21 protein-coding genes are annotated in these 22,731 nt (G+C 66.7%); 11 read left to right on the top strand and 10 right to left on the bottom strand.

Annotated elements, in window-relative coordinates; translation table 11 throughout:
- Positions 1-9 precede the first annotated feature (9 nt).
- From RJ1_RS03115 to RJ1_RS03095, 5 genes are all read left to right on the top strand, one after another.
- A complete protein-coding gene (locus RJ1_RS03115; protein WP_073358437.1) occupies positions 10-1,593 on the top strand; it encodes a GMC family oxidoreductase in 1,584 nt (527 codons plus the stop codon).
- A gap of 35 nt (positions 1,594-1,628) precedes the next feature.
- Complete coding sequence (locus tag RJ1_RS03110; protein ID WP_073358668.1) at positions 1,629-3,428, top strand: thiamine pyrophosphate-binding protein; 1,800 nt, start codon at positions 1,629-1,631, stop codon at positions 3,426-3,428.
- A gap of 12 nt (positions 3,429-3,440) precedes the next feature.
- Positions 3,441-4,280 (top strand): sugar phosphate isomerase/epimerase family protein, encoded by an 840-nt coding sequence (locus tag RJ1_RS03105; protein WP_073358436.1) that lies wholly within the window; start codon positions 3,441-3,443, stop codon positions 4,278-4,280.
- Positions 4,281-4,433: 153 nt separating this feature from the next.
- On the top strand, positions 4,434-5,816 hold the full coding sequence (locus tag RJ1_RS03100) for an NAD(P)/FAD-dependent oxidoreductase (protein WP_073358435.1): 1,383 nt from the start codon (positions 4,434-4,436) through the stop codon (positions 5,814-5,816).
- A gap of 72 nt (positions 5,817-5,888) precedes the next feature.
- Positions 5,889-6,953: a LacI family DNA-binding transcriptional regulator gene (locus RJ1_RS03095; protein ID WP_073358434.1), complete on the top strand. Its 1,065-nt coding sequence runs from the start codon at positions 5,889-5,891 to the stop codon at positions 6,951-6,953.
- Between the two features lies 1 nt (position 6,954).
- Here RJ1_RS03095 and RJ1_RS03090 read toward each other — a convergent pair whose 3' ends face one another.
- Positions 6,955-7,848 (bottom strand): LysR family transcriptional regulator, encoded by an 894-nt coding sequence (locus tag RJ1_RS03090; protein ID WP_073358433.1) that lies wholly within the window; start codon positions 7,846-7,848, stop codon positions 6,955-6,957.
- Between the two features lie 110 nt (positions 7,849-7,958).
- Here RJ1_RS03090 and RJ1_RS03085 point away from each other — a divergent pair, with 110 nt between their 5' ends.
- A complete protein-coding gene (locus RJ1_RS03085; protein ID WP_073358432.1) occupies positions 7,959-9,449 on the top strand; it encodes a CoA-acylating methylmalonate-semialdehyde dehydrogenase in 1,491 nt (496 codons plus the stop codon).
- A 12-nt stretch (positions 9,450-9,461) separates the two neighbouring features.
- The gene (locus RJ1_RS03080) at positions 9,462-10,622 is read left to right on the top strand and encodes an iron-containing alcohol dehydrogenase (RefSeq protein WP_073358431.1); all 1,161 of its coding nucleotides are present in this window, start codon (positions 9,462-9,464) and stop codon (positions 10,620-10,622) included.
- Here the strand turns inward: RJ1_RS03080 and RJ1_RS03075 are convergent.
- The 3 genes from RJ1_RS03075 to RJ1_RS03065 form a co-directional block, all read right to left on the bottom strand.
- A complete protein-coding gene (locus RJ1_RS03075; RefSeq protein ID WP_073358430.1) occupies positions 10,619-11,440 on the bottom strand; it encodes a PhzF family phenazine biosynthesis protein in 822 nt (273 codons plus the stop codon). The genes RJ1_RS03080 and RJ1_RS03075 overlap by 4 nt on opposite strands.
- Before the next feature lie 74 nt (positions 11,441-11,514).
- Entirely contained in the window at positions 11,515-12,009 is a 495-nt protein-coding gene (locus RJ1_RS03070) for a DUF3830 family protein (RefSeq protein ID WP_073358429.1), read from the bottom strand.
- Positions 12,010-12,077: 68 nt separating this feature from the next.
- Positions 12,078-13,319 (bottom strand): aspartate aminotransferase family protein, encoded by a 1,242-nt coding sequence (locus RJ1_RS03065; protein ID WP_073358428.1) that lies wholly within the window; start codon positions 13,317-13,319, stop codon positions 12,078-12,080.
- A gap of 115 nt (positions 13,320-13,434) precedes the next feature.
- Here RJ1_RS03065 and RJ1_RS03060 point away from each other — a divergent pair, with 115 nt between their 5' ends.
- Positions 13,435-14,883 (top strand): NAD-dependent succinate-semialdehyde dehydrogenase, encoded by a 1,449-nt coding sequence (locus RJ1_RS03060; protein ID WP_073358427.1) that lies wholly within the window; start codon positions 13,435-13,437, stop codon positions 14,881-14,883.
- A 4-nt stretch (positions 14,884-14,887) separates the two neighbouring features.
- Here the strand turns inward: RJ1_RS03060 and hsaB are convergent, their stop codons facing one another.
- From hsaB to hsaA, 4 genes are read right to left on the bottom strand one after another with little or no spacing between them, the layout of a single operon-like run.
- A complete protein-coding gene (hsaB, locus tag RJ1_RS03055) occupies positions 14,888-15,475 on the bottom strand; it encodes a 3-hydroxy-9,10-secoandrosta-1,3,5(10)-triene-9,17-dione monooxygenase reductase subunit (RefSeq protein WP_073358426.1) in 588 nt (195 codons plus the stop codon).
- Complete coding sequence (hsaC, locus tag RJ1_RS03050) at positions 15,472-16,374, bottom strand: iron-dependent extradiol dioxygenase HsaC (RefSeq protein ID WP_073358425.1); 903 nt, start codon at positions 16,372-16,374, stop codon at positions 15,472-15,474. Before hsaC ends, hsaB begins: the two co-directional genes overlap by 4 nt.
- A complete protein-coding gene (gene hsaD / locus RJ1_RS03045; protein ID WP_073358424.1) occupies positions 16,374-17,252 on the bottom strand; it encodes a 4,5:9,10-diseco-3-hydroxy-5,9,17-trioxoandrosta-1(10),2-diene-4-oate hydrolase in 879 nt (292 codons plus the stop codon). The genes hsaC and hsaD overlap by 1 nt, the downstream gene beginning before the upstream one ends.
- A gap of 8 nt (positions 17,253-17,260) precedes the next feature.
- Positions 17,261-18,436, bottom strand: coding sequence for a 3-hydroxy-9,10-secoandrosta-1,3,5(10)-triene-9,17-dione monooxygenase oxygenase subunit (gene hsaA, locus RJ1_RS03040; RefSeq protein ID WP_073358423.1), 1,176 nt, complete (start codon positions 18,434-18,436; stop codon positions 17,261-17,263).
- Between the two features lie 190 nt (positions 18,437-18,626).
- Here hsaA and RJ1_RS03035 point away from each other — a divergent pair, with 190 nt between their 5' ends.
- The 3 genes from RJ1_RS03035 (at position 18,627) to RJ1_RS03025 (ending at position 20,703) form a co-directional block, all read left to right on the top strand.
- Entirely contained in the window at positions 18,627-19,835 is a 1,209-nt protein-coding gene (locus tag RJ1_RS03035) for a 3-ketosteroid-9-alpha-monooxygenase, oxygenase component (protein WP_073358422.1), read from the top strand.
- 2 nt (positions 19,836-19,837) lie between these two features.
- Complete coding sequence (locus RJ1_RS03030; RefSeq protein ID WP_073358421.1) at positions 19,838-20,185, top strand: hypothetical protein; 348 nt, start codon at positions 19,838-19,840, stop codon at positions 20,183-20,185.
- Between the two features lie 140 nt (positions 20,186-20,325).
- Positions 20,326-20,703, top strand: a complete 378-nt coding sequence (locus RJ1_RS03025) for a VOC family protein (RefSeq protein ID WP_073358420.1) — start codon at positions 20,326-20,328, stop codon at positions 20,701-20,703.
- Between the two features lie 28 nt (positions 20,704-20,731).
- On the opposite strand, the gene dmpG is transcribed toward RJ1_RS03025, so the two are convergent.
- Positions 20,732-21,778 carry a 4-hydroxy-2-oxovalerate aldolase gene (gene dmpG / locus RJ1_RS03020; RefSeq protein ID WP_143048980.1) on the bottom strand — a complete coding sequence of 349 codons (1,047 nt, stop codon included), beginning with the start codon at positions 21,776-21,778 and terminating at the stop codon, positions 20,732-20,734.
- Positions 21,779-21,822: 44 nt separating this feature from the next.
- Complete coding sequence (locus tag RJ1_RS03015) at positions 21,823-22,725, bottom strand: acetaldehyde dehydrogenase (acetylating) (RefSeq protein ID WP_073358418.1); 903 nt, start codon at positions 22,723-22,725, stop codon at positions 21,823-21,825.
- Between the last annotated feature and the right edge of the window lie 6 nt (positions 22,726-22,731).

Here is a 22,731-nt window from a genome sequence, read left to right as displayed (position 1 = left end):
GCAGTTCCCATGAGCGACACATCCGTGGGGGAGCACACAGGACCGAGTAAACAGAGCTACGACGTCGTCATCGTCGGCAGCGGCATGGGCGGTGGAACACTGGCCTACGCGCTCGCGGACTCGGGAGTCGATGTGCTGCTGATCGAGCGCGGCGACTTCCTGCCCCAGGAGAAGCAGAACTGGGATCCCCGGGAGATCTTCGAAGGACACCGGTACGCGAACGCCGAGCAGTGGTACGACACGTCGGGCAAACCCTTCAGTCCAGGCACGTACTACTACGTCGGCGGCAACACGAAACTGTACGGGTCTTCGCTCGTCCGGTTCCGGCGCGAAGACTTCCAGTCGACGGAACACGAGGCAGGCGAGTCGCCCGAGTGGCCGTTCTCGTACGACGACTTCGCGCCGTATTACGCACGGGCAGAAGAGGTGTACCGGGTCCACGGCGACCAGTTCGACGATCCCACCCTCCCCCGCGACGAACCCTTCCCCTACCCGGCGATCGGCCACGAACCACCGGTGCAGGAGGCCGCCGACGCATTGCGGCGCCTCGGGTACACCCCGTCGAACATTCCGCTGGGCATCGACCTCCGGGACGGCGGCGGGTGCATCCGATGTCAGACCTGCGACGGATTCCCGTGCCGGTTGCTGGCGAAATCGGACGCGGATGTGCGCTGCGTCCGGCCGGCCATCGCGTCCGGATCGGTGGAACTGCTGACCAACGCCTACGTCGAGCGGGTACTCACCGACTCGACCGGACAGCGCGCTACCGGGGTCCGACTCCGGCACCGCGGTACCGAACTCGTCGTCGACGCACGCACCGTCGTGGTGTCCTGCGGCGCCGTCAATTCCGCGGCCCTGCTGCTCCGGTCGGCGAGCGCCGAGCACCCGGACGGTCTCGCCAACTCGTCCGGCATGGTCGGACGAAACTACATGGTGCACAACAATTCCATCATGGTGGGCATCAACCCGCTGAAGAAGAACACGTCCGAGTTCCAGAAGACGTTGTACATCAACGACTTCTACACCAGCGGCACGGCAGATCACCCCTACCCGCTCGGGCACGTGCAGCTCATCGGCAAGTTGCAGGGCGAGATGGTGAAGGGCCAACGGCCGCTGATCCCCAAGTGGGCGCTCAGCCAGGCCACGGCACGCAGCATCGACTGGTGGCTGTTCACCGAGGACCTGCCGGAACCGGACAACCGCGTCACCCTCACCGACGACGGCAACATCCAGATCGCGTGGACCCCCAACAACACGCGCGCTCACGAGGTCCTCGTGCGGGAGATGCGGAAGATCCTCCGCAAGATCGGCTATCCGTTCGTCTTCAGCCAGGGCACCGGCATCGAGGTCAACTCCCACCAGGCCGGCACCGTGCGAGCGGGCACCGACCCCGCCACCTCGGTGCTCGACGCCGACTGCCGCGCCCACGACGTCGACAACCTCTACGTCGTCGACTCGTCCTTCTTTCCGTCCCTGCCCGTGATGAACCCCGCACTGTCCATCGCGGCCAACGCCTTCCGCGTCGCGGAGGTCATTACCGACCGTGTCGCGACACGCACACACCACACCCCGGCCGAGTCCGCGTCCCTGTGACGCGTCGCCCCCACCACACGCAGAAAGTTCTCTCGATGACAACACAGAAACTCACCGGCGGACAGATGGTCGTCGACTTCCTCATCCGCGAGGGAGTCGAGAAGGTCTTCGCGATCCCCGGACACGGCAACACCGCCCTCCTCGACGCGTTCGTCGACCGGGCCGACGAGATCGAACTCGTGCCCGCGATGCACGAGCAGGGCGCCGCGCACATGGCCGACGGCTACTACCGGGCCTCCGGCAAGATCGCCGCGATCTGTACCTCGATCGGACCGGGCGCCACCAACACCCTCACCGGACTCGCGACGGCCTTCGCCGACTCGATGCCGATGCTCCTGATCACCGGCGCGGTGCACACCTACATGGAGAACCGCGGGGTGCTCCAGGAAATCGACCGCCCGCACGGCAACAACTTTCCCCGTATGGTCGAGCCCGTCGTCAAGCGCTGGTGGCAGCCCAGCCGCCTCGAACAGCTGCCCGTCGCCCTGGCGCAGGCGTTCAACACCATGCACGAGGGCAGGCGGGGACCTGTGCTCGTCGACATCCCGCAGGACCTGCAGGCCGAGTACGGCGACTACACCCCCGACACCGGCGCCCGCCGTCCCGCCACCCGCGCAACCGGCGATCCCGCAGTGATCGCCGAGGCCGCCCGCCTGCTCGCCGGTGCGAAACGTCCTGTCATCGTGGCCGGCGGCGGCGTCATCCATGCCGAGGCTGCCGCCGAGCTGATGGCCGTCGCCGAGCACCTCGGCGCGCCGGTCACACACTCGTTCCAGGGCAAGGGCGCGTTCCCGGCCGACCACGACCTCTACGCGTGGCCGTGCGGCGACATGGGGTCGATCCCCGGCAACGGCGTGACCCGCACCGCCGACGTGATCCTCGCGGTCGGCTGCCGGTTCAGTGACCGCATCACGTCGTCGTACCGCCCCGGGGTCACGTTCGACATCCCGAACACCAAGCTGGTGCAGATCGACATCGACGGTTTCGAGATCGGCCGCAACTACCCGGTGGAGGTCGGCGTCGTGGGCGACGCGAAAACGTCCCTCGCCGCGCTGCGCGACGTGCTCGCCGATCTCGGGCCGGCGCTCGACTACCGCAGCACCGACTACTTCGCCGAACTGCAGGACCTCAAGGCGCAGTGGGACGAGCACCTGCGCCCGATGCGGACCACCGACTACCTGCCGATGACCAATTCGCGTGCCATGGTCGAGATCCGCAAGGCCCTTCCGCGCGAGGGCATTCTGGTCACCGATTCGAGCAACCCGGCGAACCAGGCGTTCAACGAGTTCCCGATCTACGGCCCGAAGACCAACATCGTGGCCGGCGGCTTCTCCGGCATCGGATTCGGTGTACCGGCCGCGATCGGTGCGCAGATCGGTGCCCCGGACACCCCGGTCCTGGCGATGGTCGGCGACGGCAGCTTCCTCCAGACCGGCACCGAGATCGCGACCGCGGCCATGCTCGGAGTGCCGCTGGTGATCGTCGTACTCAACAACGGCGGCTGGGAAGCGATCAAGGACCTTCAGATCAGCCTGTTCGGTGCAGAACGCGAAATCATCTCCGGCTGGAAGAATCTCGACGGGACACCGTATTTCGCCGACATCACCCGGTTCGCTCAGTCGCTCGGCTGCAGCGCCGAACGCGTCGAGGACCCGGAGAAGCTGGCCGACGCGATCGAGCGTGCGTTCGCGACGCCGGGCCCGGTGATCATCGAGGCGATGAGCGCCCACGAACTGCCGTGGACGGAAATGCACCCGACCGGATGGTGGGACATCACCGTTCCCGCCTACCACGGCGAGGTCCGCGACGACTACGTCGCGCAACGCGGATTCTGATCGGAGACCGTCATGGGTGACATCAAACTCGGTCTGAACCTGGAATACGCCCGCTTCGAGAACGGCTCGTTCGACTGGGCGATGGATCAGGCAGCGGAGATCGGCTACAAGTACGTCGAGCCGATGGTCTACTGGGGCCGCGAGTTGCTGAGCACGGCCGGGTACTTCCACACCCGGTCGATGCTCGACGACCCGCTGATCATGCGGGACGCCGCCGAATCCCGGGGGCTGACCATCTCGTCGCTGTCCAGCCATGCGCCGCTGGCCAAACCGGACGTGAGCGTCGACTACCTGAAGCAGTCGATCCGCTATGCCGCCGAGGTCGGTTCGCCGATGATCATGGTCGACGACGGACCGCTGCCGACGTGGACCACGGAGGCGGAGAACTACACGCTGATGCGGTACACGCTGCAGGAGGCCGCGAAGGTGGCCGAACCGCGCGGCATCAAGATCGCGATCGAGACGCACGGCGAGTACACCGCGACCCCCGAGCGTCTCGCGAAGATCATGACGCTGATCGACAGCCCGGCGCTGACGATCAACCTCGACACCGGCAACAGCTACCTCAGCGAGAACGACCCGCACGAGTGGCTCGAGCAGATCGTCGGCGGGGTCACGCACCTGCACGCCAAGGACATCGGTGTCGAGGACGCGAAGAGGCTGCGCGGCAAGGTCCGGGGCATGCTCGGCTGCGCCTGCGGCGACGGCGTCATCGACTGGGAACGGATCGTGAAGACCCTGCACGAGGCCGATCACGACGTCGTCCTGTCGGTCGAGTGCGGTGGCCTCGACGCCGCGAAGAAGAGCTACACCTACCTCACAGATCTGATCACCCGCATCCAGGGCAGCTGACAACGGCGTCGCCGGTCCCGCAGGTGATCTCGCGACACGCTGGGTCCTGAACCGACATTCGAGTCCCCGGTGCGTCGTGTCCACCGTGCCGCCCGACACCCCGTGTGTCGGGCGGCACGCGTCACCCCTACCAGTAACCGGGAAGACTTTGTCATGAATACCTCTGCCCGCCCCGAGGCGCGTCATCGCGTGGTGATCATCGGTTCCGGATTCGGCGGCCTGTTCGCCGCGAAGGCGTTACGCCGGGCCGACGTCGACGTGGTCATCGTCGACCGCACCAGCCACCACCTGTTCCAGCCGCTGCTGTACCAGGTGGCGACGGGCATCCTGTCCGAGGGCGAGATCGCACCGTCGACCCGGATGGTGTTGAAGAAGCAGTCGAACGCCTCGGTGATGCTGGGCGACGTCACCGACATCGACCTGGCGGCGCGCAGGATTACGTCGACCCACCAGGGCAGAACGACCACCACCGGATACGACAGTCTGATCGTCTCGGCCGGAGCCCGGCAGTCGTACTTCGGTAACGACCACTTTGCCGAACACGCCCCCGGTATGAAGACCATCGACGACGCACTCGAACTTCGTGGCCGGATCCTGGGCGCGTTCGAACGCGCCGAACTGTCCACCGATGCCGAGGAGCGGGCCCGCCTCCTGACGTTCGTGGTGGTCGGCGCCGGACCCACCGGGGTGGAAATGGCCGGTCAGATCGCCGAACTGGCCCACCGCACGCTCGTCGGCGCGTACCGGAACTTCGACACCCGCGACGCGCGGATCGTCCTGCTCGACGCCGCGTCCGCGGTGCTGCCGCCGTTCGGCGACCGGCTCGGGTCCACCGCCGCCGAGAGCCTCGAGAAGATCGGGGTCGAGGTGCGGCTCGGCGCGACGGTCACCGACGTCGACGCGGACGGGGTGACGATCAAGGACGAGCGAGGCGAGACCGTCCGCATCGACTCCACGTGCAAGGTGTGGTCGGCGGGAGTGGAAGCCAGTCCCCTGGCCCGGCGGCTCGCCGAGCAGTCGGAGGCAGAACTCGACCGCGCCGGCAGGATTGCCGTCCGCGAGGACCTGACGGTACCGGGGCACCGGGAAGTGTTCGTGATCGGCGACATGATGGCGCGCGACCGCCTCCCCGGCGTGGCGCAGGTCGCCATCCAGGGTGGCCGCTACGCGGCGCGGCAGATCGCGGCCGACGCGCGCGCACCCGGCTCACCACCCGACCGCGCTCCCTTCCGCTACCGGGACAAGGGGTCGATGGCGACGATCTCGAGGTTCACCGCGGTCGCGAAGGTCGGGGGCATCGAACTCGCGGGACTGTCGGCCTGGATCCTGTGGCTGGCCGTCCACGTCGTCTACGTCGTCGGGTTCCGGAGTCGGCTGTCCACGCTCATGTCGTGGACGTGGACCTTCCTCGGCTCCTGGCGGGGACAGCTGACGATCACCGACCAGCAGGTGCTGGCCCGCAACGTCATGGGCACACTAGTTCGCCTGGACCGGCGTGAGGACGACGATGACGCCGCCTTCGCCAGGGCCGGCTGACACCCGGCCGACCGGCACCGACCGGCCGATAAGCTGGGCCCGGTAACCGTGCGACGGAGAGGAACAGCATTCGTGACCACGATGCACGACGTCGCCCGAGCGGCCGGCGTGTCCCAGGCCGCGGTCTCGTATGCGTACAACCAGCCCCACAAGCTGTCCGCAGCGCGACGCGCCCACATCTTCCAGATCGCGGCCGAACTCGGCTACGCCGGACCCAACCCCGCGGGCCGCAACCTCCGCACCGGGACGGTCGGTGCGCTGGGGCTGATGATCACCGACTCGCTGCGCTACGCCTTCGACGATCCGGCCACAGCGCAATTGCTGAAGGGCATCTCGGAGGTCGGTGAACTCGCCGAGGTCGCGCTGACGCTGCTTCCCTGCCCCCTCGAGTCGACCCGTGTCGCCGAGGGGTCCGGCGTGCTGGTGCGGGGCGCTGTGGACGGCTTCCTCGCCTACGCGATGCCGGACGGCCACCCCGGAATGCAGACGGCGATGAGCCGCCGGCTGCCGATAGTCGTGATCGACGGCCCCAATCCGGGCGGGCTCCCGCGGGTGGGAATCCGGGATCGGCAGGCCGCCAAGGAGATCGCGGAACACGTTCTGGCACTAGGCCACCGGCGTGTCGGGTTTCTCGTCGACCGGCTCGTACCCGACGGCAAGGGCGGCCCCGTCGACGCCGCCCGCACCCGGGCGGCGCGCGATCACGTGATGAAGGAGCGCCTCGCCGGATACGCCTCCGCCTGCCGCAAATTCACGGTGCCGTGGTCGTCCGCCGTGGTCGTCGAGGCCGGCGGATTCGACTACGAGCTGTCCCGCACGGCCGTCGAGACGCTGCTCGATGCCGGTCCTGTGACCGCCGTCGTCGCGGCATCCGACCTGCTGGCGCTCGCGGCCCTCGACGTCGCGCAGGAACGTGGGCTCCGCGTACCGGAGGACCTGTCGGTGGTCGGCTTCGACGACATCCCGGCGGCCCGGGCCGCCGGACTCACCACCGTCCGGCAGCCGCTCGTCGACAAGGGACGAGAGGCCGCACAGCTGCTGCTCGACATCATCGGCGGCGGAACGGGACGGGAAATCACACTCCCCACCGAACTCGTCGTCCGCGAGAGCACCGGGCCCGCCCCGACCGAGCAGTGAGTTACCCTGCCGCGCCGCGCAGTTCGGGATTGCCGTCGACGATGGAGTAGAGCGCCTCGGTGATCGCCTTCACCCGCGCGAGTCGCGTCAGTTCCCGCGGTACGACCAGCCAGTAGGTGCGGTGGGCGATGAAGTCGTCGGGCAGAAGCGGCACGAGGTCCTCGTCCAACGCCCCGATGTAACTCGGCAGCGGCGCGATCCCGACACCGTGCTTCACGGCCTGGTAGTGGCCCGCGATGTTGTTGGTCTGTATCTGCGCCTGGAAATCCGGAATCAGCGCGTCCAGAATGCGCAGCGGTTCGACGTCGAGGAACGCATCCACGTACCAGATGAGGGTGTGGTTCCGGAGATCGTCGAGTGACGCGATGGGGTCGTGTTCGTCCAGGTAGTGCCGTGACGCGTACAGACGAAGGTCGTAGTCGGCCAGTTTGCGGACCACGACGGACCGCGGCGACGGACGCTCGAGCGTGACCGCGATGTCGAAGTCGCGCCCGGTCAGCAGGTCGTGGGTGGTCGACGTGACGAGTTCGGTGAACAGATCGGGGTGCTCCGCCCGCACCGCTGCCAGACCCGGCACCAGCACGAACGATCCGAAACCGTCGGGCGTGATGATCCGGACGGTACCGGTGAGCCCGCCCAGCGACGACGTCTCGTCCTGCGCGGCGAGCACCGCAGATTCCACGGCCTCCGCGTGGGGCACCAGCCTCCGCCCCGCTTCGGTGAGCTGCCACCCCGACACACCACGGTCGAAAAGTCTGGTGCCCGTGTCTTTCTCGAGTCGGGTGATTCTCCGCGACACGGTCGTGTGATCGACACCGAGTCGCTTCGCCGCGTCCGCGAGACGGCCTGTTCTCGACAACTCCAGGAGGTATCGCATGTTGTCCGCGGTAAACATCCTCGCCTCCCGTGCAAATGTGCAGTCCGAAGTGCCATTTTACTCGTTGACGCAGGCAATGTTGCCCAGCAGACTCGTGGTCAACCCCACCTTCCCAGGAGTGAATTCCCATGGCCGTTATCTCGCACTGGCTCAACAACAAGTCGTACCCCGGAACAAGCGTCGACACCGCTCCGGTGACGAACCCGGCGACCGGTGCCGTCACCGGCAAGGTCGCCCTCGCCAGCGTCGAGGACGCCCGCGCGGTGATCGATGCCGCAGCGGCCGCGTTCCCCGCCTGGCGCGACACCTCCCTCGCCAAGCGTTCCGCCATCGTGTTCAAGTTCCGGGAACTGCTCAACGAGCGCAAGGGTGAACTCGCGGAGATCATCACCGCCGAACACGGCAAGGTCGTCTCCGACGCATTGGGTGAGGTCTCCCGCGGCCAGGAAGTCGTCGAATTCGCCTGCGGCATGCCCCACCTGCTCAAGGGCGGCATGACCGAAAACGCGTCCACCAACGTCGACGTCTCCTCCATCCGCCAGCCCGTCGGCCCGGTCGGCATCATCTCCCCGTTCAACTTCCCCGCCATGGTCCCGATGTGGTTCTTCCCCATCGCCATCGCCGTCGGCAACACCGTCGTCTTGAAGCCGTCCGAGAAGGACCCGACCGCCGCGATCTGGATGGCCGAACTCTGGGCCGAGGCCGGCCTCCCGGCCGGGGTGTTCAACGTCCTCCAGGGCGACAAGACCGCCGTCGACGAACTGTTGACGAACCCGGCGATCAAGGCCATCAGCTTCGTCGGGTCCACCCCGATCGCGCAGTACGTGTACGCCACGGGCACCGCCCACGGCAAGCGCGTCCAGGCATTGGGCGGGGCGAAGAACCACGCCATCGTCCTGCCCGACGCCGACCTCGACCTGGCCGCCGATGCCATGGTCAACGCCGGCTTCGGGTCCGCCGGCGAACGCTGCATGGCGATTTCCGCCCTGGTCGCGGTCGGCGACATCGCCGACGAACTGGTCGGCAAGATCAAGGAGCGCACCGACACGCTGAAGATCGGCGACGGCACCAAGGACTCCGACATGGGCCCGCTGGTGACGAAGGTGCACCGCGACAAGGTCGCCTCCTACATCGACGCCGGCGAAAACGACGGGGCCACCATCGTCGTCGACGGCCGGACCGTCCAGGCCGACGGCGGCAAGGACGGGTTCTGGCTCGGACCGACCCTGATCGACCACGTCACCACCGACATGAGCGTCTACACCGACGAAATCTTCGGACCCGTCCTGTCCGTGATCCGCGTCGAGACGTACGACGAGGCCCTGGAATTGGTGAACTCCAGCCAGTTCGGCAACGGCACCGCCATCTTCACCAACGACGGCGGCGCTGCCCGCCGGTTCCAGAACGAGGTCGAGGTCGGCATGGTCGGCATCAACGTCCCCATCCCCGTCCCCATGGCGTACTACAGCTTCGGCGGCTGGAAGAACTCCCTCTTCGGTGACAGCCACGCGCACGGCACCGAGGGCGTCCACTTCTTCACCCGCGGCAAGGTCGTCACCACCCGCTGGCTCGACCCCAGCCACGGCGGCCTCAACCTCGGATTCCCCCAGAACAACTAAGGAACCTCTCCCATGACCGCACACCTCTCACTCCCCCGTTTCGCCAGAATCGGGGCCGGAGCAGTCGACGAGATCGGCTCGGTTGTCGCCCAATTGGGTCTGCAGAGGCCGGTTCTCGTCACCGACTCCTATCTGACCGGCACCGGCGCGGCCGACCGGATCATGAGCCTCCTCAGGTCCGCGGGCAAGGAGCCGGCCCTGTTCTCCGGCACCGTGCCCGACCCCACCACCGATTCCCTGGAGGAAGGGCTGAGGATCGTCGCCGACCACAACGCGGATTCGGTGATCGGGTTCGGCGGCGGAAGCCCGATGGACACCGCCAAGGCGCTCGCCGTGCTGTCCGCGAACGGCGGCGAGATGCGGTCGTACAAGGCACCGCACGTCTACACCGGGAAGGCGCTGCCGATCATCGCGATACCGACCACCGCCGGAAGCGGCTCCGAGGCGACGCAGTTCACGGTGATCAGCGACAGCACTTCCGATGAGAAGATGCTGTGCCCGGGGCTGTCCTTCCTGCCCATCGCCGCGATCGTCGATTTCGAACTCACGCTGTCGATGCCGCCGCGGCTCACCGCCGACACCGGCATCGACGCACTCACGCACGCCATCGAGGCGTACGTGAGCAAGAAGGCCCAGCCGTTCACCGACGGACTCGCGCTCTCCGCGATCCGCACGATCGGTAAGCACATCGTCACGGCTTACGAGGACGGTGACGACCGCACCGCGAGAGAGGCGATGATGGTCGCGTCCATGCAAGCCGGTATGGCGTTCTCCAACTCCAGCGTGGCACTGGTCCACGGGATGAGCCGGCCGATCGGTGCGCATTTCCATGTCGCGCACGGGCTGTCGAACGCGATGCTGCTTCCCGCGATCACCGCGTTCTCGGTGAAGGGAGCGGAGAGCCGCTACGCCGACTGTGCCCGGGCGTTCGGCGCCGCGCCCGAATCGGCGAACGACGCCGTCGCCGCACAGTTCCTCGTCGAAACCCTGACTTCGCTGTGTCACGAGCTGAAGGTCCCGACGCCGCTCACCTACGGAATCGACCGCGACGCCTGGGACGGCCTCATTCCGCTGATGGCCGAGCAGGCGCTGGCGTCCGGATCGCCGGGTAACAACCCGGTCGTGCCCACCGCCGGCCAGATCGAGACGCTGTATGCGGAGGTCTTCAGCTAGAACTCGACGGTTCCCCTCAGGTAACGCCGGTACGTCCCGGAGAGGCTGACGCGGTCGCCGCGCACGTCGCAGTGAACGGTTCCTCCCCGCGCCGACAATTGGCGTCCGACAAGGCTGTTTCGGCCGAGGACGTGAGCCCAGTACGGCGCGATCTGCGAGTGCGCGGAACCCGTCACCGGGTCTTCCCGAACGCCGGCGGCGGCACCGAACCATCGCGACACGAAGTCGACTCCGTTCATGTCCGACGCGGCGGTGACGACGACGCCGCGCACCTTCAGCGGGCTGATCACGGCGAAGTCGGGGACCATCGACGCGATGTCGTGCTCGGATTCCGCAACGAACACGAGGTCGGTGGCCTTCAGGCACTCGCCCACCGGAATGCGGAGTGCTGCGACGATCCGGGGATCGACGGTGGTCGGGACGGGCGGTTCGGCCGGGAAATCCATCACCAGTGTCGCGTCCGGCCCCCGATCGACGTTCAGCCACCCGCTGCGCGTCCAGAACTGGATGCGATCGGCGTCCGGGTGCACGTCCTCGAAAATCTGCGCGGCCGTGGCGAGGGTGGCATGGCCGCACAGATCCACCTCGACCGCCGGAGTGAACCACCGCAGGTGATAGGCAGGACGCTCCGGGTCGTGAGGTCCCGCGTCCTCGGGAACGCGAGCCGTGTAGAACGCCGTCTCGGACAGGTTGTTCTCTTCGGCCACTTGCTGAAGAACCGAATCGTCGAGCCAGTCGGTCAACGGCATGACCGCCGCCGGGTTGCCCTCGAACGGTCCGGCGGCGAACGCGTCGATCTGATGGATGTCCAGCTTCATACCGTCCGATGATGGTGGCCACCGGTGGCCCTCGTCGAGGGCCATCCGGCACGCGCTGGACCGCTCCGGAGAAATCAGGCCCTGGCGAAGCTCATCGTCTCCCCTTCGACCCCGCGCATCCAGAGGTCGTTGCAGGCGCCCGCCAGTTCCGGCAGTCCCTCCTCGATGGCCGCGAACACGTTGCCGGGCACCCAGCCGACGTCACCGTTGAGCAGGAGGTTGTTGCGGCCGTAGAAGATCGCGAGGTCGGTGGCGCCTTGCGCGGCATGCGCCTCGGAGCCGGGCTCGTACCCGTAGGCGGAGTTGCCGATCTCCCAGGGCTCGAAATCGAACAGGCAGACGTCGCCGGGAATCGGTGTGACGGTGGGATTTTCCCGCCGCGGTGCCGCGGTGATCCGCGAAATGAGGGTGTATACCTCGTTGCGCGCGTACTTGGCGTGGTACGCGTCGCCGCTCTGCGGGAGGACGTCCCACACCGCGTCGCACGTGAGTGGCGCGTCCTCGTCGAGCAGCCGGGCGCGGCAGGTCACGCCGCGCTTGTCCAGGGTGATGGTGATGTAGCGAGCCACGATTCCTCCTTCGGAGCCTGTGAGTACTTATTAACCGCCCGCGGTTAATAAGTACTCACAGGTGCTTGTCACACTTCATCGAGTACCTCGGACCAGATCTTCAGGGCGTCCTCGATCTGTTCCGACGTCACGATGAGCGGTGGAATCATCCGTACCACGTTCATGTGGGCGCCGCAGGTCAGCAGCAGCAGCCCCTTCTTCGCGGCCAGCTGCTGCGCCGCAGCCGCTTTCGCACGGTCCGCGGTGCCGTCGGCGGCCGTGAACTCGCTGCCCACGAGCAGTCCGAGGCCGCGGACGTCGCCGATCCCGTCGATGGCCCGTGTGCGCGCACCCTCGAGCAACTGGACGCCGCGTGCGGCGGCGTTGGCCACGAGGTCTTCCTTCTCGATGACCTCGAGCGTCGCGACCGCGGCCGCGCAGGACACGGCGTTCCCGCCGTACGTGCCGCCCTGCGAGCCCGGCCAGCCTTTGGCCATGAGCTCCTCGGACGCCGCGATGCCCGACAGCGGGAAGCCGCTGGCCAGACCCTTGGCGATGGTGATGATGTCGGGCCGGACGTCGAAGTGCTGGTGCCCGAAGAACTTGCCGGTGCGACCGAAACCGGTCTGGATCTCGTCGATGACGAGCAGGATGCCGTACTTGTCGGCACGCTCGCGGAGTCCCTGGAAGAACGCGGTGTTGCCGGGCACGTAGCCGCCCTCACCGAGGACGGGTTCGACGACGAACGCCGCCGTCTCGTTCGGCGCGGTGAGCGTCGCGAAGATGTAGTCGAGTTCCTTCAGCGCGAACGCGGTCGCCTCCTCCTCCGACCAGCCGTAGCGGTAGGCGTTGGGGAACGGGGCCACGTGGACGCCGCCCATCAGCGGGCTGAAACCGGCCGAGAACCGGGTGCCGGATGTGGTCATCGTTGCCGTCGCGACCGTGCGTCCGTGGAATCCGCCGTGGAACACGATCACGTTGGGCCTGCCGGTCGCCTGCCGCGACAGTCGGAGCGACGCCTCGACGGCCTCACTTCCCGAGTTCGCGAAGAACAGCGAGTCGAGGCCCTCGGGCAGCACCGAACCCAGGCGCTCGATCAGTTCGAGCATCGGCCGGTGCATGACCGTCGTGTACTGGCCGTGGATGAGGGAGCCGACCTGCCGTCGCGCGGCCTCCACGACGTGCGGATGGCAGTGCCCGGTGCTGGTGACGCCGATGCCCGCGGTGAAATCGAGATAGCGGCGACCGTCGGTGCCGTAGAGGTAGCAGCCTTCACCGTGATCGACCGTCACGGGTGTGGCCTGTGCGAGCAGTGGAGATAACCGAGTCACGAGAACCCTCCCACGCGTAGATGCCGCTGAATGTCGGCAATGTGCATTGTCAGATTGTCAACAATCTGTATAACATGGGCCACGTCACTTCGGCAACGGAGAATCGGGAGTAACCATGCTCGAGGAAGCAGCAATCGGATCGGTACAGACCGGCCTCTTCATCGGCGGCAAGTGGCGCGACAGCGCCCGCACCATGCCGGTACACGACCCGTCCACCGGACAGATCCTGTGCACGGTCGCCGACGCCGACGCGGCGGAGGCCCGCGAGGCGTTGGATGCGGCGGTCGCGGCGCAACCGTCGTGGGCGGCCACCACACCCCGTGAACGCAGCACCATCCTCATGAACGCGCACCGACTGCTGCTCGAGAACGTCGACCGGCTGGCGCTCGTCATGACGCTCGAAATGGGCAAACCGCTCACGGAGGCCCGCGGCGAAATCGTCTACGCCGCAGAGTTCTTCCGCTGGTTCGCCGAGGAGGCCGTCCGCATCGACGGCGGATACATGACGGCGCCGGGCGGCGGGTCACGGTTCCTCGTCACCAAGCAGCCCGTCGGGCCGAGCCTGCTCATCACCCCGTGGAACTTCCCGATGGCGATGGGCACCCGCAAAATCGGGCCCGCGATCGCCGCCGGATGCACGTCCGTCATCAAACCGGCAGCGCAGACGCCGCTGTCGATCCTGGCGCTCGCCGACATCCTCACCGAGGCCGGGCTGCCGGACGGCGTCGTCAACGTCGTCACCACCTCCAGCCCGGACGAGGTGATCACTCCCCTGATCCTCGACGGCAGGGCCCGCAAGCTCTCGTTCACCGGCTCGACGAAGGTCGGGAAGCATCTGCTCGAACTGTGCGCCCGCACGGTCATGCGCACGTCCATGGAACTCGGCGGCAACGCGCCGTTCCTCGTCTTCGACGACGCGAACCTCGACGACGCCGTCGACGGGGCCATGGCGGCGAAGATGCGCAACATCGGTCAGGCATGCACGGCCGCCAACCGCATCCTCGTGCACAGTTCGGTGGCCGAGGAGTTCACCCGCAAGCTCACGCAGCGGATGGAGGCCCTGCCCGTCGGACGGGGCACCGAGGACGGGGTCGTCGTCGGACCGCTGATCGACGAGGCCGCCGTCGCCAAGGTGGGCAGTCTCGTCGCGGACGCCGTCGAACGCGGAGCCGCCGTGCTCACCGGCGGCGATCGCCTCGACCGCCCGGGCAACTTCTATCCGGCGACGGTCCTGACGGGGGTTCCCGACGACGCCGAGATGTGCCACAACGAGATCTTCGGTCCCGTGGCCGCGATCAGCACGTTCGAGACCGAGGCCGAGGCAGTCGAGCGGGCCAACGACACCCCGTACGGGCTGGTGGCCTACGTGTACACCGAAAGCCTCAAGCGCGGAATCCGCGTGTGCGAGGCGCTGGAATCGGGCATGGTCGGGCTCAACCAGGGTGTGGTGTCGAACCCGGCTGCGCCGTTCGGCGGGGTGAAGGAATCCGGGCTCGGGCGCGAAGGCGGGACCACCGGCATCGACGAATTCCTCGAGACCAAATACATCGGCGTCGCCGTCTAGAAATCTAGAGCCACGTGTCTTCCGACGACGTGGTGAGGAACGCCTCGAGGTCGTCGCGCCACGGCGCCGGCACCGTCTTGTCCGGTTCGATGCCCGTGTACTGGCCGCGGTAGAACAGCAACGGCCGCTCCTCCCTGATCTCACTCAGGGAGGAGACCCGGCCGAACGCCACCCAGTGGTCGCCGCCGTCGTGGACGCTCTCGAGCGAACAGTCGATGTGGGCGAGCGAACCGGTGAGGATCGGCGAACCCAGCGGCGATTCCGTCCACTCGATCCCCGCGAACTTGTCCGGGTCGCGGGACCCGAAACGGGCACACGTGGACTGTTGCTCCTCGGACAGGACGTTCACGCAGAAGATGCCGCTGCGCTCGATCGCCGCCCACGACCGCGACGTCTTGGTCGGGCAGAACAACACCAGCGGCGGCTCGAGTGACAGCGCCGCGAACGACTGGCACGCGAACCCGACCGGCTCGCCGTCGTCGATGGTCGTGATGATGGTGACACCGGTGCAGAACTGGCCGAGCACCGTCCGGAACCGTCGCGGATCGATCGCCTCCGCCGCGACGGCGCCGTCCCCGGTCACCTCACTCACGGCTGCATCCCGACGCTGAAGTCGTGACCCCACAGGCTGACGGCCGTGCTCTCCCTCGCAATCCAGCTCTCGTCCTCCACCTGGCGTCCCTCACAACCGAATTCGATGTCGAAGCCGCCGGGCGTCTTCATGTAGAACGACAGCATCAGGTCGTTGACGTGGCGGCCGAGCGTCGCCGACATCTTCACCTTCTTGCGGAGCGCACGGTCGAGGCACAACCCGACGTCGTCGGAGTTCTCGACCTCGATCATCAGGTGCACGATGCCGCTGGGCGTGGGCATCGGCAGGAACGCGAGGCTGTGGTGCCGCGGGTTGCAGCCGAAGAACCGCAGCCACGCCGGCTTGCCGTCCGCCGGCCGCCCGACCATCTGCGGCGGCAACCGCATCGAATCGCGCAGGCGGAAGCCGAGGACGTCGCGGTAGAAGCGCAGCGACGCGTCGTCGTCCGTAGTCGAGAGGACGACGTGCCCGAGCCCCTGCTCCCCCGTCACGAACTTGTGCCCGTACGGGCTGACCACCCGCCTGTGCTCCAGAGCCGCGCCGTGGAACGCCTCGAGCGTGTTGCCCGACGGGTCCTCGAACGTGATCAGCTCGTCGACCCTGCGGTCCTGCAACTGCTCGGCCGTGCCCTCCTTGAACGCGACGCCGGCCGCCGACAGGTTGTCGCGAACCTCCTGCAGCTCCGCGGCGTTGGCCGTCTCCCAGCCCGACACCGACAACCGGTCCGTCTCCCCGGGGAAGATGACCAGCCGCGCGGGGAAGTCGTCCATCCTCAGATAGAGGGCGTTCGGGTCGGTGCCCTTGCCCTCGACCATGCCGAGCACCTTGAGACCGTATTCGCGCCACGCGGCCATGTCGGTGGCCTCGATGCGCATGTATGCCAGTGAACGAATACTCATCACTTACCCCCGTCCAGGAGAAAATCGGTTGCCAGACGGTTGAACTCGTCGAACTTCTCCAGCTGCGCCCAGTGTCCGCACCCGCCGAAGACATGCAGCTGCGCCCGCGGGATCAGCTTGAGCGCGACGAGCGCGCCGTCGAGCGGGTTGACGCGGTCTTCGCGACCCCAGATCAGCAGCACCCGCTGCCGCAGCTTGTACGCGTCGCGCCACAGCATGCCGAGCTCGAAATCTGCCGAGGAGAACGACTTGCCCATCGCCTTGGCCGCGGCCAGTGACTCGGGAGTGCTTGCCGCGGCGAAGCGTTCGTCGATCAATTCGTCGGTGATCAGCTTCTGGTCGAACACCATGATGCGCAGGAAGGCCTCGAGGTTCTCGCGCGTCGGCTGGTAGCCGAACTTGCCGAGGTTCTTCACGCCCTCGGTGGGGTCGGGCGCGAACAGGTTGACGCTCAACCCACCCGGACCCATCAGGACCAGCCGGCCCGCACGGTCCGGGTAGTCGAGCGCGAAACGCACAGCGGCCCCGCCGCCGAGAGAATTTCCCAGGAGATGAACGCGGCCGGTGACGCCGAGGGTGTCGAGCAGGTCGTTCAGCGCCGACGCACTGTGCACGAAGTACTGCGGATGCTCGGTCGGCTTGTCCGACAGCCCGTATCCCGGCTGGTCGACGGCGAGCACGTGGAACTTCTCGGCGAGAACGGGAATGTTCCTGGCGAAGTTCGACCACGACGACGCGCCCGGCCCGCCACCGTGCAGCAGCACGATCGTGATGTCGTTGCCGACCCCGGCCTCGTGGTAGTGCAACTTCAGGTCGGGCCGGACCTGGGCGAACTTCGAGGCGGACTCGAACGTGAGGGCCTCTTCGGTAGTCGTCACGTGTTCTCCTAGACCATCGTGTCGGTGATGGGAAGACCGAATTCGCCGGTGCCGTACATGACGTAGGCGCGCTCGGGATCGTTGGCCGCGTGAACGCGTCCGGCGTGAGCGTCGCGCCAGAAGCGTTGCAGTGGAGTCCCGTTGGCCAACGCGGTGGCCCCTGAGCTCTCGAACAGTTTGTCGATCGACGAGATCGCCCGTCCCGTGGCCCGCACCTGGTCGCGGCGTGCCCGCAGCCGCAGCTCGAACGGGACCTCCTTCCCGTCGACGAGCAGCGCGTATTCGTCGGCGACGTTCCCGGACAGCTGGCGCCAGGCGGCGTCGATGTCGCTCGACGCCTCGGCGATGCGGACCTTGGCGAACGGGTCGTCCTTGGCCTTCTCGCCGGCGAAGGCCGCGCGGACCCGCTTGCCCTGATGCTCGACGTGCGCGTCGTAGGCGCCGTACGCCATCCCGACGATCGGCGCGGAGATGGTGGTGGGATGGATTGTTCCCCACGGCATCTTGTAGACGGGCGCGGTGTTGCGCTCGAGCCCGGGAGCGGTGAGGTTGCTCATCGCCTTGAAACTGAGGACGCGGTGCGTCGGGACGAACACATCCTCGACCACCACCGTGTTGCTGCCGGTTCCGCGGAGCCCCACGACATTCCACACGTCGTCGATCCGGTAGTCCTCGCGCGGGATCAGGAAGCTGACGAAGTCGACGGGACGCCCGTCCTTGATGACCGGACCACCGAGGACCGCCCAGCTGGCATGGTCGCAGCCGGAGGACCAGGCCCAAGCACCGTTCACCTGGTATCCGCCCTCGACGACCTGACCGGCACCCATCGGCGCATACGAGGACGAGATGCGGACGTCGGTGTCGTTGCCCCACACGTCTTCCTGCGCCTGCTGCGTGAACAGGGCGAGGTGCCAGTTGTGGACACCGATGATCGACGAGACCCATCCGGTGGACCCGCAGGCGCTCGCGATCTTCCGCACCGCGGAGTAGAAGAGCACCGGATCCGCCTGGTAGCCACCCCACTGTTCGGGCTGGAGCAACCGGAAGAATCCGGTCTCCTGAAGCGCCTTCATGGAATCGTCGGGGATACGACGGAGATCCTCGGTCTCCTGCGCACGCTCTCGCAGCGTCGGCAGTAGTGCGTCGACCCGCTGCATCACCTCGTGACTGTCATGGTCACCCACAGGACGCTCCTGTCTCGTTCGATGGTTCACTTATCTTCTGAGACTAGAACACGTTCCCATTTATGTCGAGATACCGGCAAAGGCGCTGTTTGACGGCCCGGGTCTGGAAGAAAGCCCTCGAAAATCTGGCGGATCGTGACGAAGTTCTATAACGTGTTCTACTAACAGCATGAAGGGATGTGAGGGCACAATGGCGCAGATTCGCGAGATCGATGTGGGCACGGTCCAGACCCGCTTCGCGCGTGGCTGGCACTGCCTCGGTTTGACCAAGACGTTCAAGGACGGCAAACCGCATTCGATCGAGGCATTCGGCACCAAACTCGTCGTCTTCTCCGACAGCAAGGGTGAACTGAAAGTTCTCGACGCCTATTGCCGGCACATGGGCGGGGATCTGTCGCAGGGCACGGTCAAGGGCGACTCCGTGGCCTGCCCGTTCCACGACTGGCGCTGGGGCGGCAACGGCAAGTGCACCAGCATTCCCTACGCACGCCGCGTGCCGCCGATCGCCCGCACCCGCGCCTGGACCACCCTCGAGCAGAACGGTCAGCTGTTCGTCTGGAACGACCCGGAAGGCAATCCGCCGCCGGAGAACGTGACCATTCCCCGCATCGAGGGCGCATACAGCGACGAATGGACCGACTGGACCTGGAACTCGATGCTGATCGAAGGCTCCAACTGCCGCGAGATCATCGACAACGTCGTCGACATGGCGCACTTCTTCTACATCCACTACGCGTTCCCGACCTACTTCAAGAACGTCTTCGAAGGCCACGTCGCGACGCAGTACCTCAACACGAAGGGCCGCCCCGACGTCGGGATGGCGACGCAATACGGCATGGAATCGCTGCTGCGCTCCGAGGCCGCGTACTACGGGCCGTCCTACATGATCAATCCGCTGTGGAACAGCTACGGCGGGTACGAGGTCGAGAGCGTCCTCATCAACTGCCACTACCCGGTGACGAACAATTCGTTCATCCTCCAATACGGTGTCACCGTCAAGAAGCCGACCGGCATCGACGACGAAACCGCAGACAAACTGGCCGCGAAATTCACCGAGGGCATCGCCGAGGGCTTCCTGCAGGACGTCGAGATCTGGAAGAACAAGACCAAGATCGACAACCCCCTGCTCTGCGACGAAGACGGTCCGGTCTACCAACTGCGACGCTGGTACGACCAGTTCTACGTCGACGTCGCCGACGTCACCGACAAGATGACGCAGCGCTTCGAGTTCGAGGTCGACACCACCAAGGCCAACGAGGCCTGGCAGCATGAGGTCGAGGAGAACCTGGCCCGGCAGAAGGCCGAGCGGGAAGCCGCGGAGCGGTCCGAGAGTTCGACTGCGGCGCGGTCCGAGAGCACGACTGCGGAGCGGTCCGAGAGTACGGAAGCGCAGGTCTGATCATGAGTGCCTCGACCGAATGGGCCAAAGCTCCCGACTTCGCCGGACAGCCTGCTCGGCTCGAGGCCATTCATGCGCAGACGGTGGCCGACAAGGCCAATTATCTCGACGACGGGATGAACGAAGTCGAGTGCCGCACCTGTGGAACCTGTGTGCTGGTGCGCAAGAACAGCCTCAAGCACACGAGCGTCCAGTGGACGGACGACCCGGCGAAGAAGTGCCCGACATTCCGGGACGCCGTCGGCGAGGGGCAGTCCACCGCACTCCGGGAAGGGTGTCCACGACTGTGGGACAGCATCAACCACGCGGTGATGGAGGGGTTCATCGACGTGCGAGATCGCGTCGAATAGTCGTCGGCGCCGTCGCGCCCGGATGTGTCGCCCGATGTGGCATTCGTGCAGTCTGACTGCACGAATGCCACATCGGGCGACCGTGTTTTAGGCTGGACGTGCCGCCGGATTCGGCGGTCCAGCCGAACCGGAGGCGTGCCATGACAGGCCGAATCGTGCACTTCGAAATCCCCTTCGACGACGGTGACCGCGCACGAACGTTCTATCGCGACGCGTTCGGGTGGGCCATCGCCGAGATCCCCGACATGGACTACAGCATGGTCAGCACCGGACCGGTCGGCGAGAGCGGCATGCCCGACGAACCGGGGTACATCAACGGCGGCATGATGCAGCGCGGGGAGGTGACCACTCCCGTGGTTACCGTCGACGTCGAGAGCATCGAATCCGCCCTCGAAAGGATCGAATCCCTCGGTGGCAAGACCGTCACCGGCAGGACCCCCGTCGGGAACATGGGGTTCGCCGCGTACTTCACCGACTCCGAGGGAAACGTCGTCGGGTTGTGGGAGACCGCCCGCTGACCTGTGAGTACTTATCAACCGCGGGCGGTTAAGAAGTACTCACAGGCGGCGCAGCCGCATCGCGCTCGCGTTGCAGTTCGAGGGCAATGTCGATGAGCTGATCTTCCTGGCCGCCGACGAGTTTGCGTTTGCCCGCGCGGACGAGGAGTTCGGCCGACGAGACGCCGTACCGTTCGGCCTGGCGTTCGGCGTGCTTGAGGAAGCTCGAGTAGACGCCGGCGTACCCCATCATCAGCGCCTGCCGGTCGAGGAGGCATTCGGCGGGCATGGCCGGGCGCACCACGTCCTCGGCGGCGTCGGCGATCGCGAAGAAGTCGATCCCCGTCTTGACGCCGATCTTGTCGCACACGCCGACGAACGCCTCGACCGGTGCGTTACCGGCGCCGGCGCCGAATCGTCGTGTACTGCCGTCGATCTGCTTGGCACCGGCCCGGACCGCGGCGATCGAGTTGGCCACACCGAGGCCGAGGTTCTCGTGCCCGTGGAAACCCACCTGGGCGTCGGAGCCGAGTTCCTGCACCAGCGCCTCGACGCGGTCCGACACCTGTTCGAGCACGAGGGCGCCGGCCGAGTCGACCACGTACACGCACTGGCAGCCGGCATCGGCCATGATCCGGGCCTGCTGAGCCAGTTTTTCCGGTGGGATCGAGTGCGCCATCATCAGGAAGCCGACCGTCTCGAGACCGCGCTCGCGGGCCAGGCCGAAGTGCTGGATGGAGACGTCCGCCTCGGTGCAGTGGGTGGCGATGCGGCAGATGGAGGCGCCGTTGTCCTGGGCGACGATGATGTCGTCCTTGATGCCGAGCCCGGGCAGCATGAGGAAGGCGATCTTCGCGTTCTTCGCCGTGTCGACGGCGATCGAGATGAGTTCCTGCTCCGGTACCTTCGAGAAGCCGTAGTTGAACGAGGACCCGCCGAGACCGTCGCCGTGCGTCACCTCGATGACGGGGACTCCGGCGTTGTCGAGCGCACCGACGATGGCCCGTACCTCCTCACCGGTGAACTGGTGGCGCTTGTGGTGCGAACCGTCCCGGAGGGAGGTGTCGGTGACGCGAATGTCCCAGCTGCTGCGCATATTTCCCGTCGCTCCGCTCGCCCCGTCGAAATGGACCATAGTGCTCATGCCTCCACACTCAGGAGCTTCTGGGCGATCTCCTCGCCCACCTTGGTTGCCGCTGCGGTCATGATGTCGAGGTTGCCGGCGTACGGCGGCAGGAAGTCTCCTGCGCCCTCGACCTCGACGAACGTCGTGACCGTCGCCTGACCACCGGACACGACGCTCGGGTCGTCGAACTGCGGTTCGTTCAGTAACCGGTAGCCGGGGACGTACTGCTGGATGTCCGCGACGACGCGGTAGATGGAGTCGGTGATGGCGGCACGGTCGGCGTCCTCTGGGATCGCGCAGAAGATGGTGTCGCGCATGATCATCGGCGGGTCGGCCGGGTTGAGGATGATGATGGCCTTGCCGCGCTGCGCCCCGCCGATGGTCTCGATGCCGCGGCTGGTGGTCTTGGTGAACTCGTCGATGTTCGCGCGGGTGCCGGGGCCTGCGGAGACGGACGCCACCGACGCGACGATCTCGGCGTACGGCACGTCGACGACGCGGGAGACGGCGTACACGATCGGAATCGTGGCCTGCCCGCCGCAGGTGATCATGTTGACGTTGGGGGCGCCGAGGTGTTCGCGCAGGTTGGCCGGCGGGACCACGGCGGGTCCGACGGCGGCGGGAGTCAGGTCGACGGCGCGGATGCCCGCGGCCTCGTATTTCGGTGCGGCCTCGCGGTGCACGTACGCGGACGTGGCCTCGAACACGAGGTCGGGCTTCTCCGGCTGGTTCAGCAACCAGTCGACGCCCTCGGCCGACGTCTCCAGTCCCATCTTGCGGGCCCTCGCCAGGCCTTCGCTCTCGGGGTCGATCCCGATCATCCAGCGGGGTTCGAGCCACTCGGATCGTTGCAGCTTGTAGAGCAGGTCGGTGCTGATGTTGCCCGAACCGACGATCGCCACACTTGCCTTCGTCATGAATGA

This window comes from Rhodococcus jostii NBRC 16295, assembly GCF_001894825.1.
Classification (GTDB): Bacteria; Actinomycetota; Actinomycetes; order Mycobacteriales; family Mycobacteriaceae; genus Rhodococcus_F; species Rhodococcus_F jostii.
The sequence above is the reverse complement of the archived record's forward strand: the minus strand, read 5'-3'. Positions and strand labels throughout refer to the sequence as shown.

Coding starts and splice junctions, on each gene's coding strand:
- RJ1_RS03060 (WP_073358427.1), top strand. CDS start 13,435: ATGCTCGAGGAAGCAGCAATCGGATCGGTACAGACCGGCCTCTTCATC.
- RJ1_RS03025 (WP_073358420.1), top strand. CDS start 20,326: ATGACAGGCCGAATCGTGCACTTCGAAATCCCCTTCGACGACGGTGAC.
- RJ1_RS03075 (WP_073358430.1), bottom strand. CDS start 11,440: ATGAAGCTGGACATCCATCAGATCGACGCGTTCGCCGCCGGACCGTTC.
- RJ1_RS03085 (WP_073358432.1), top strand. CDS start 7,959: ATGGCCGTTATCTCGCACTGGCTCAACAACAAGTCGTACCCCGGAACA.
- RJ1_RS03080 (WP_073358431.1), top strand. CDS start 9,462: ATGACCGCACACCTCTCACTCCCCCGTTTCGCCAGAATCGGGGCCGGA.
- hsaC (WP_073358425.1), bottom strand. CDS start 16,374: ATGAGTATTCGTTCACTGGCATACATGCGCATCGAGGCCACCGACATG.
- dmpG (WP_143048980.1), bottom strand. CDS start 21,778: ATGCGCAGCAGCTGGGACATTCGCGTCACCGACACCTCCCTCCGGGAC.
- RJ1_RS03110 (WP_073358668.1), top strand. CDS start 1,629: ATGACAACACAGAAACTCACCGGCGGACAGATGGTCGTCGACTTCCTC.
- RJ1_RS03030 (WP_073358421.1), top strand. CDS start 19,838: ATGAGTGCCTCGACCGAATGGGCCAAAGCTCCCGACTTCGCCGGACAG.
- RJ1_RS03090 (WP_073358433.1), bottom strand. CDS start 7,848: ATGTTTACCGCGGACAACATGCGATACCTCCTGGAGTTGTCGAGAACA.
- RJ1_RS03035 (WP_073358422.1), top strand. CDS start 18,627: ATGGCGCAGATTCGCGAGATCGATGTGGGCACGGTCCAGACCCGCTTC.
- RJ1_RS03100 (WP_073358435.1), top strand. CDS start 4,434: ATGAATACCTCTGCCCGCCCCGAGGCGCGTCATCGCGTGGTGATCATC.
- RJ1_RS03015 (WP_073358418.1), bottom strand. CDS start 22,725: ATGACGAAGGCAAGTGTGGCGATCGTCGGTTCGGGCAACATCAGCACC.
- RJ1_RS03115 (WP_073358437.1), top strand. CDS start 10: ATGAGCGACACATCCGTGGGGGAGCACACAGGACCGAGTAAACAGAGC.
- RJ1_RS03105 (WP_073358436.1), top strand. CDS start 3,441: ATGGGTGACATCAAACTCGGTCTGAACCTGGAATACGCCCGCTTCGAG.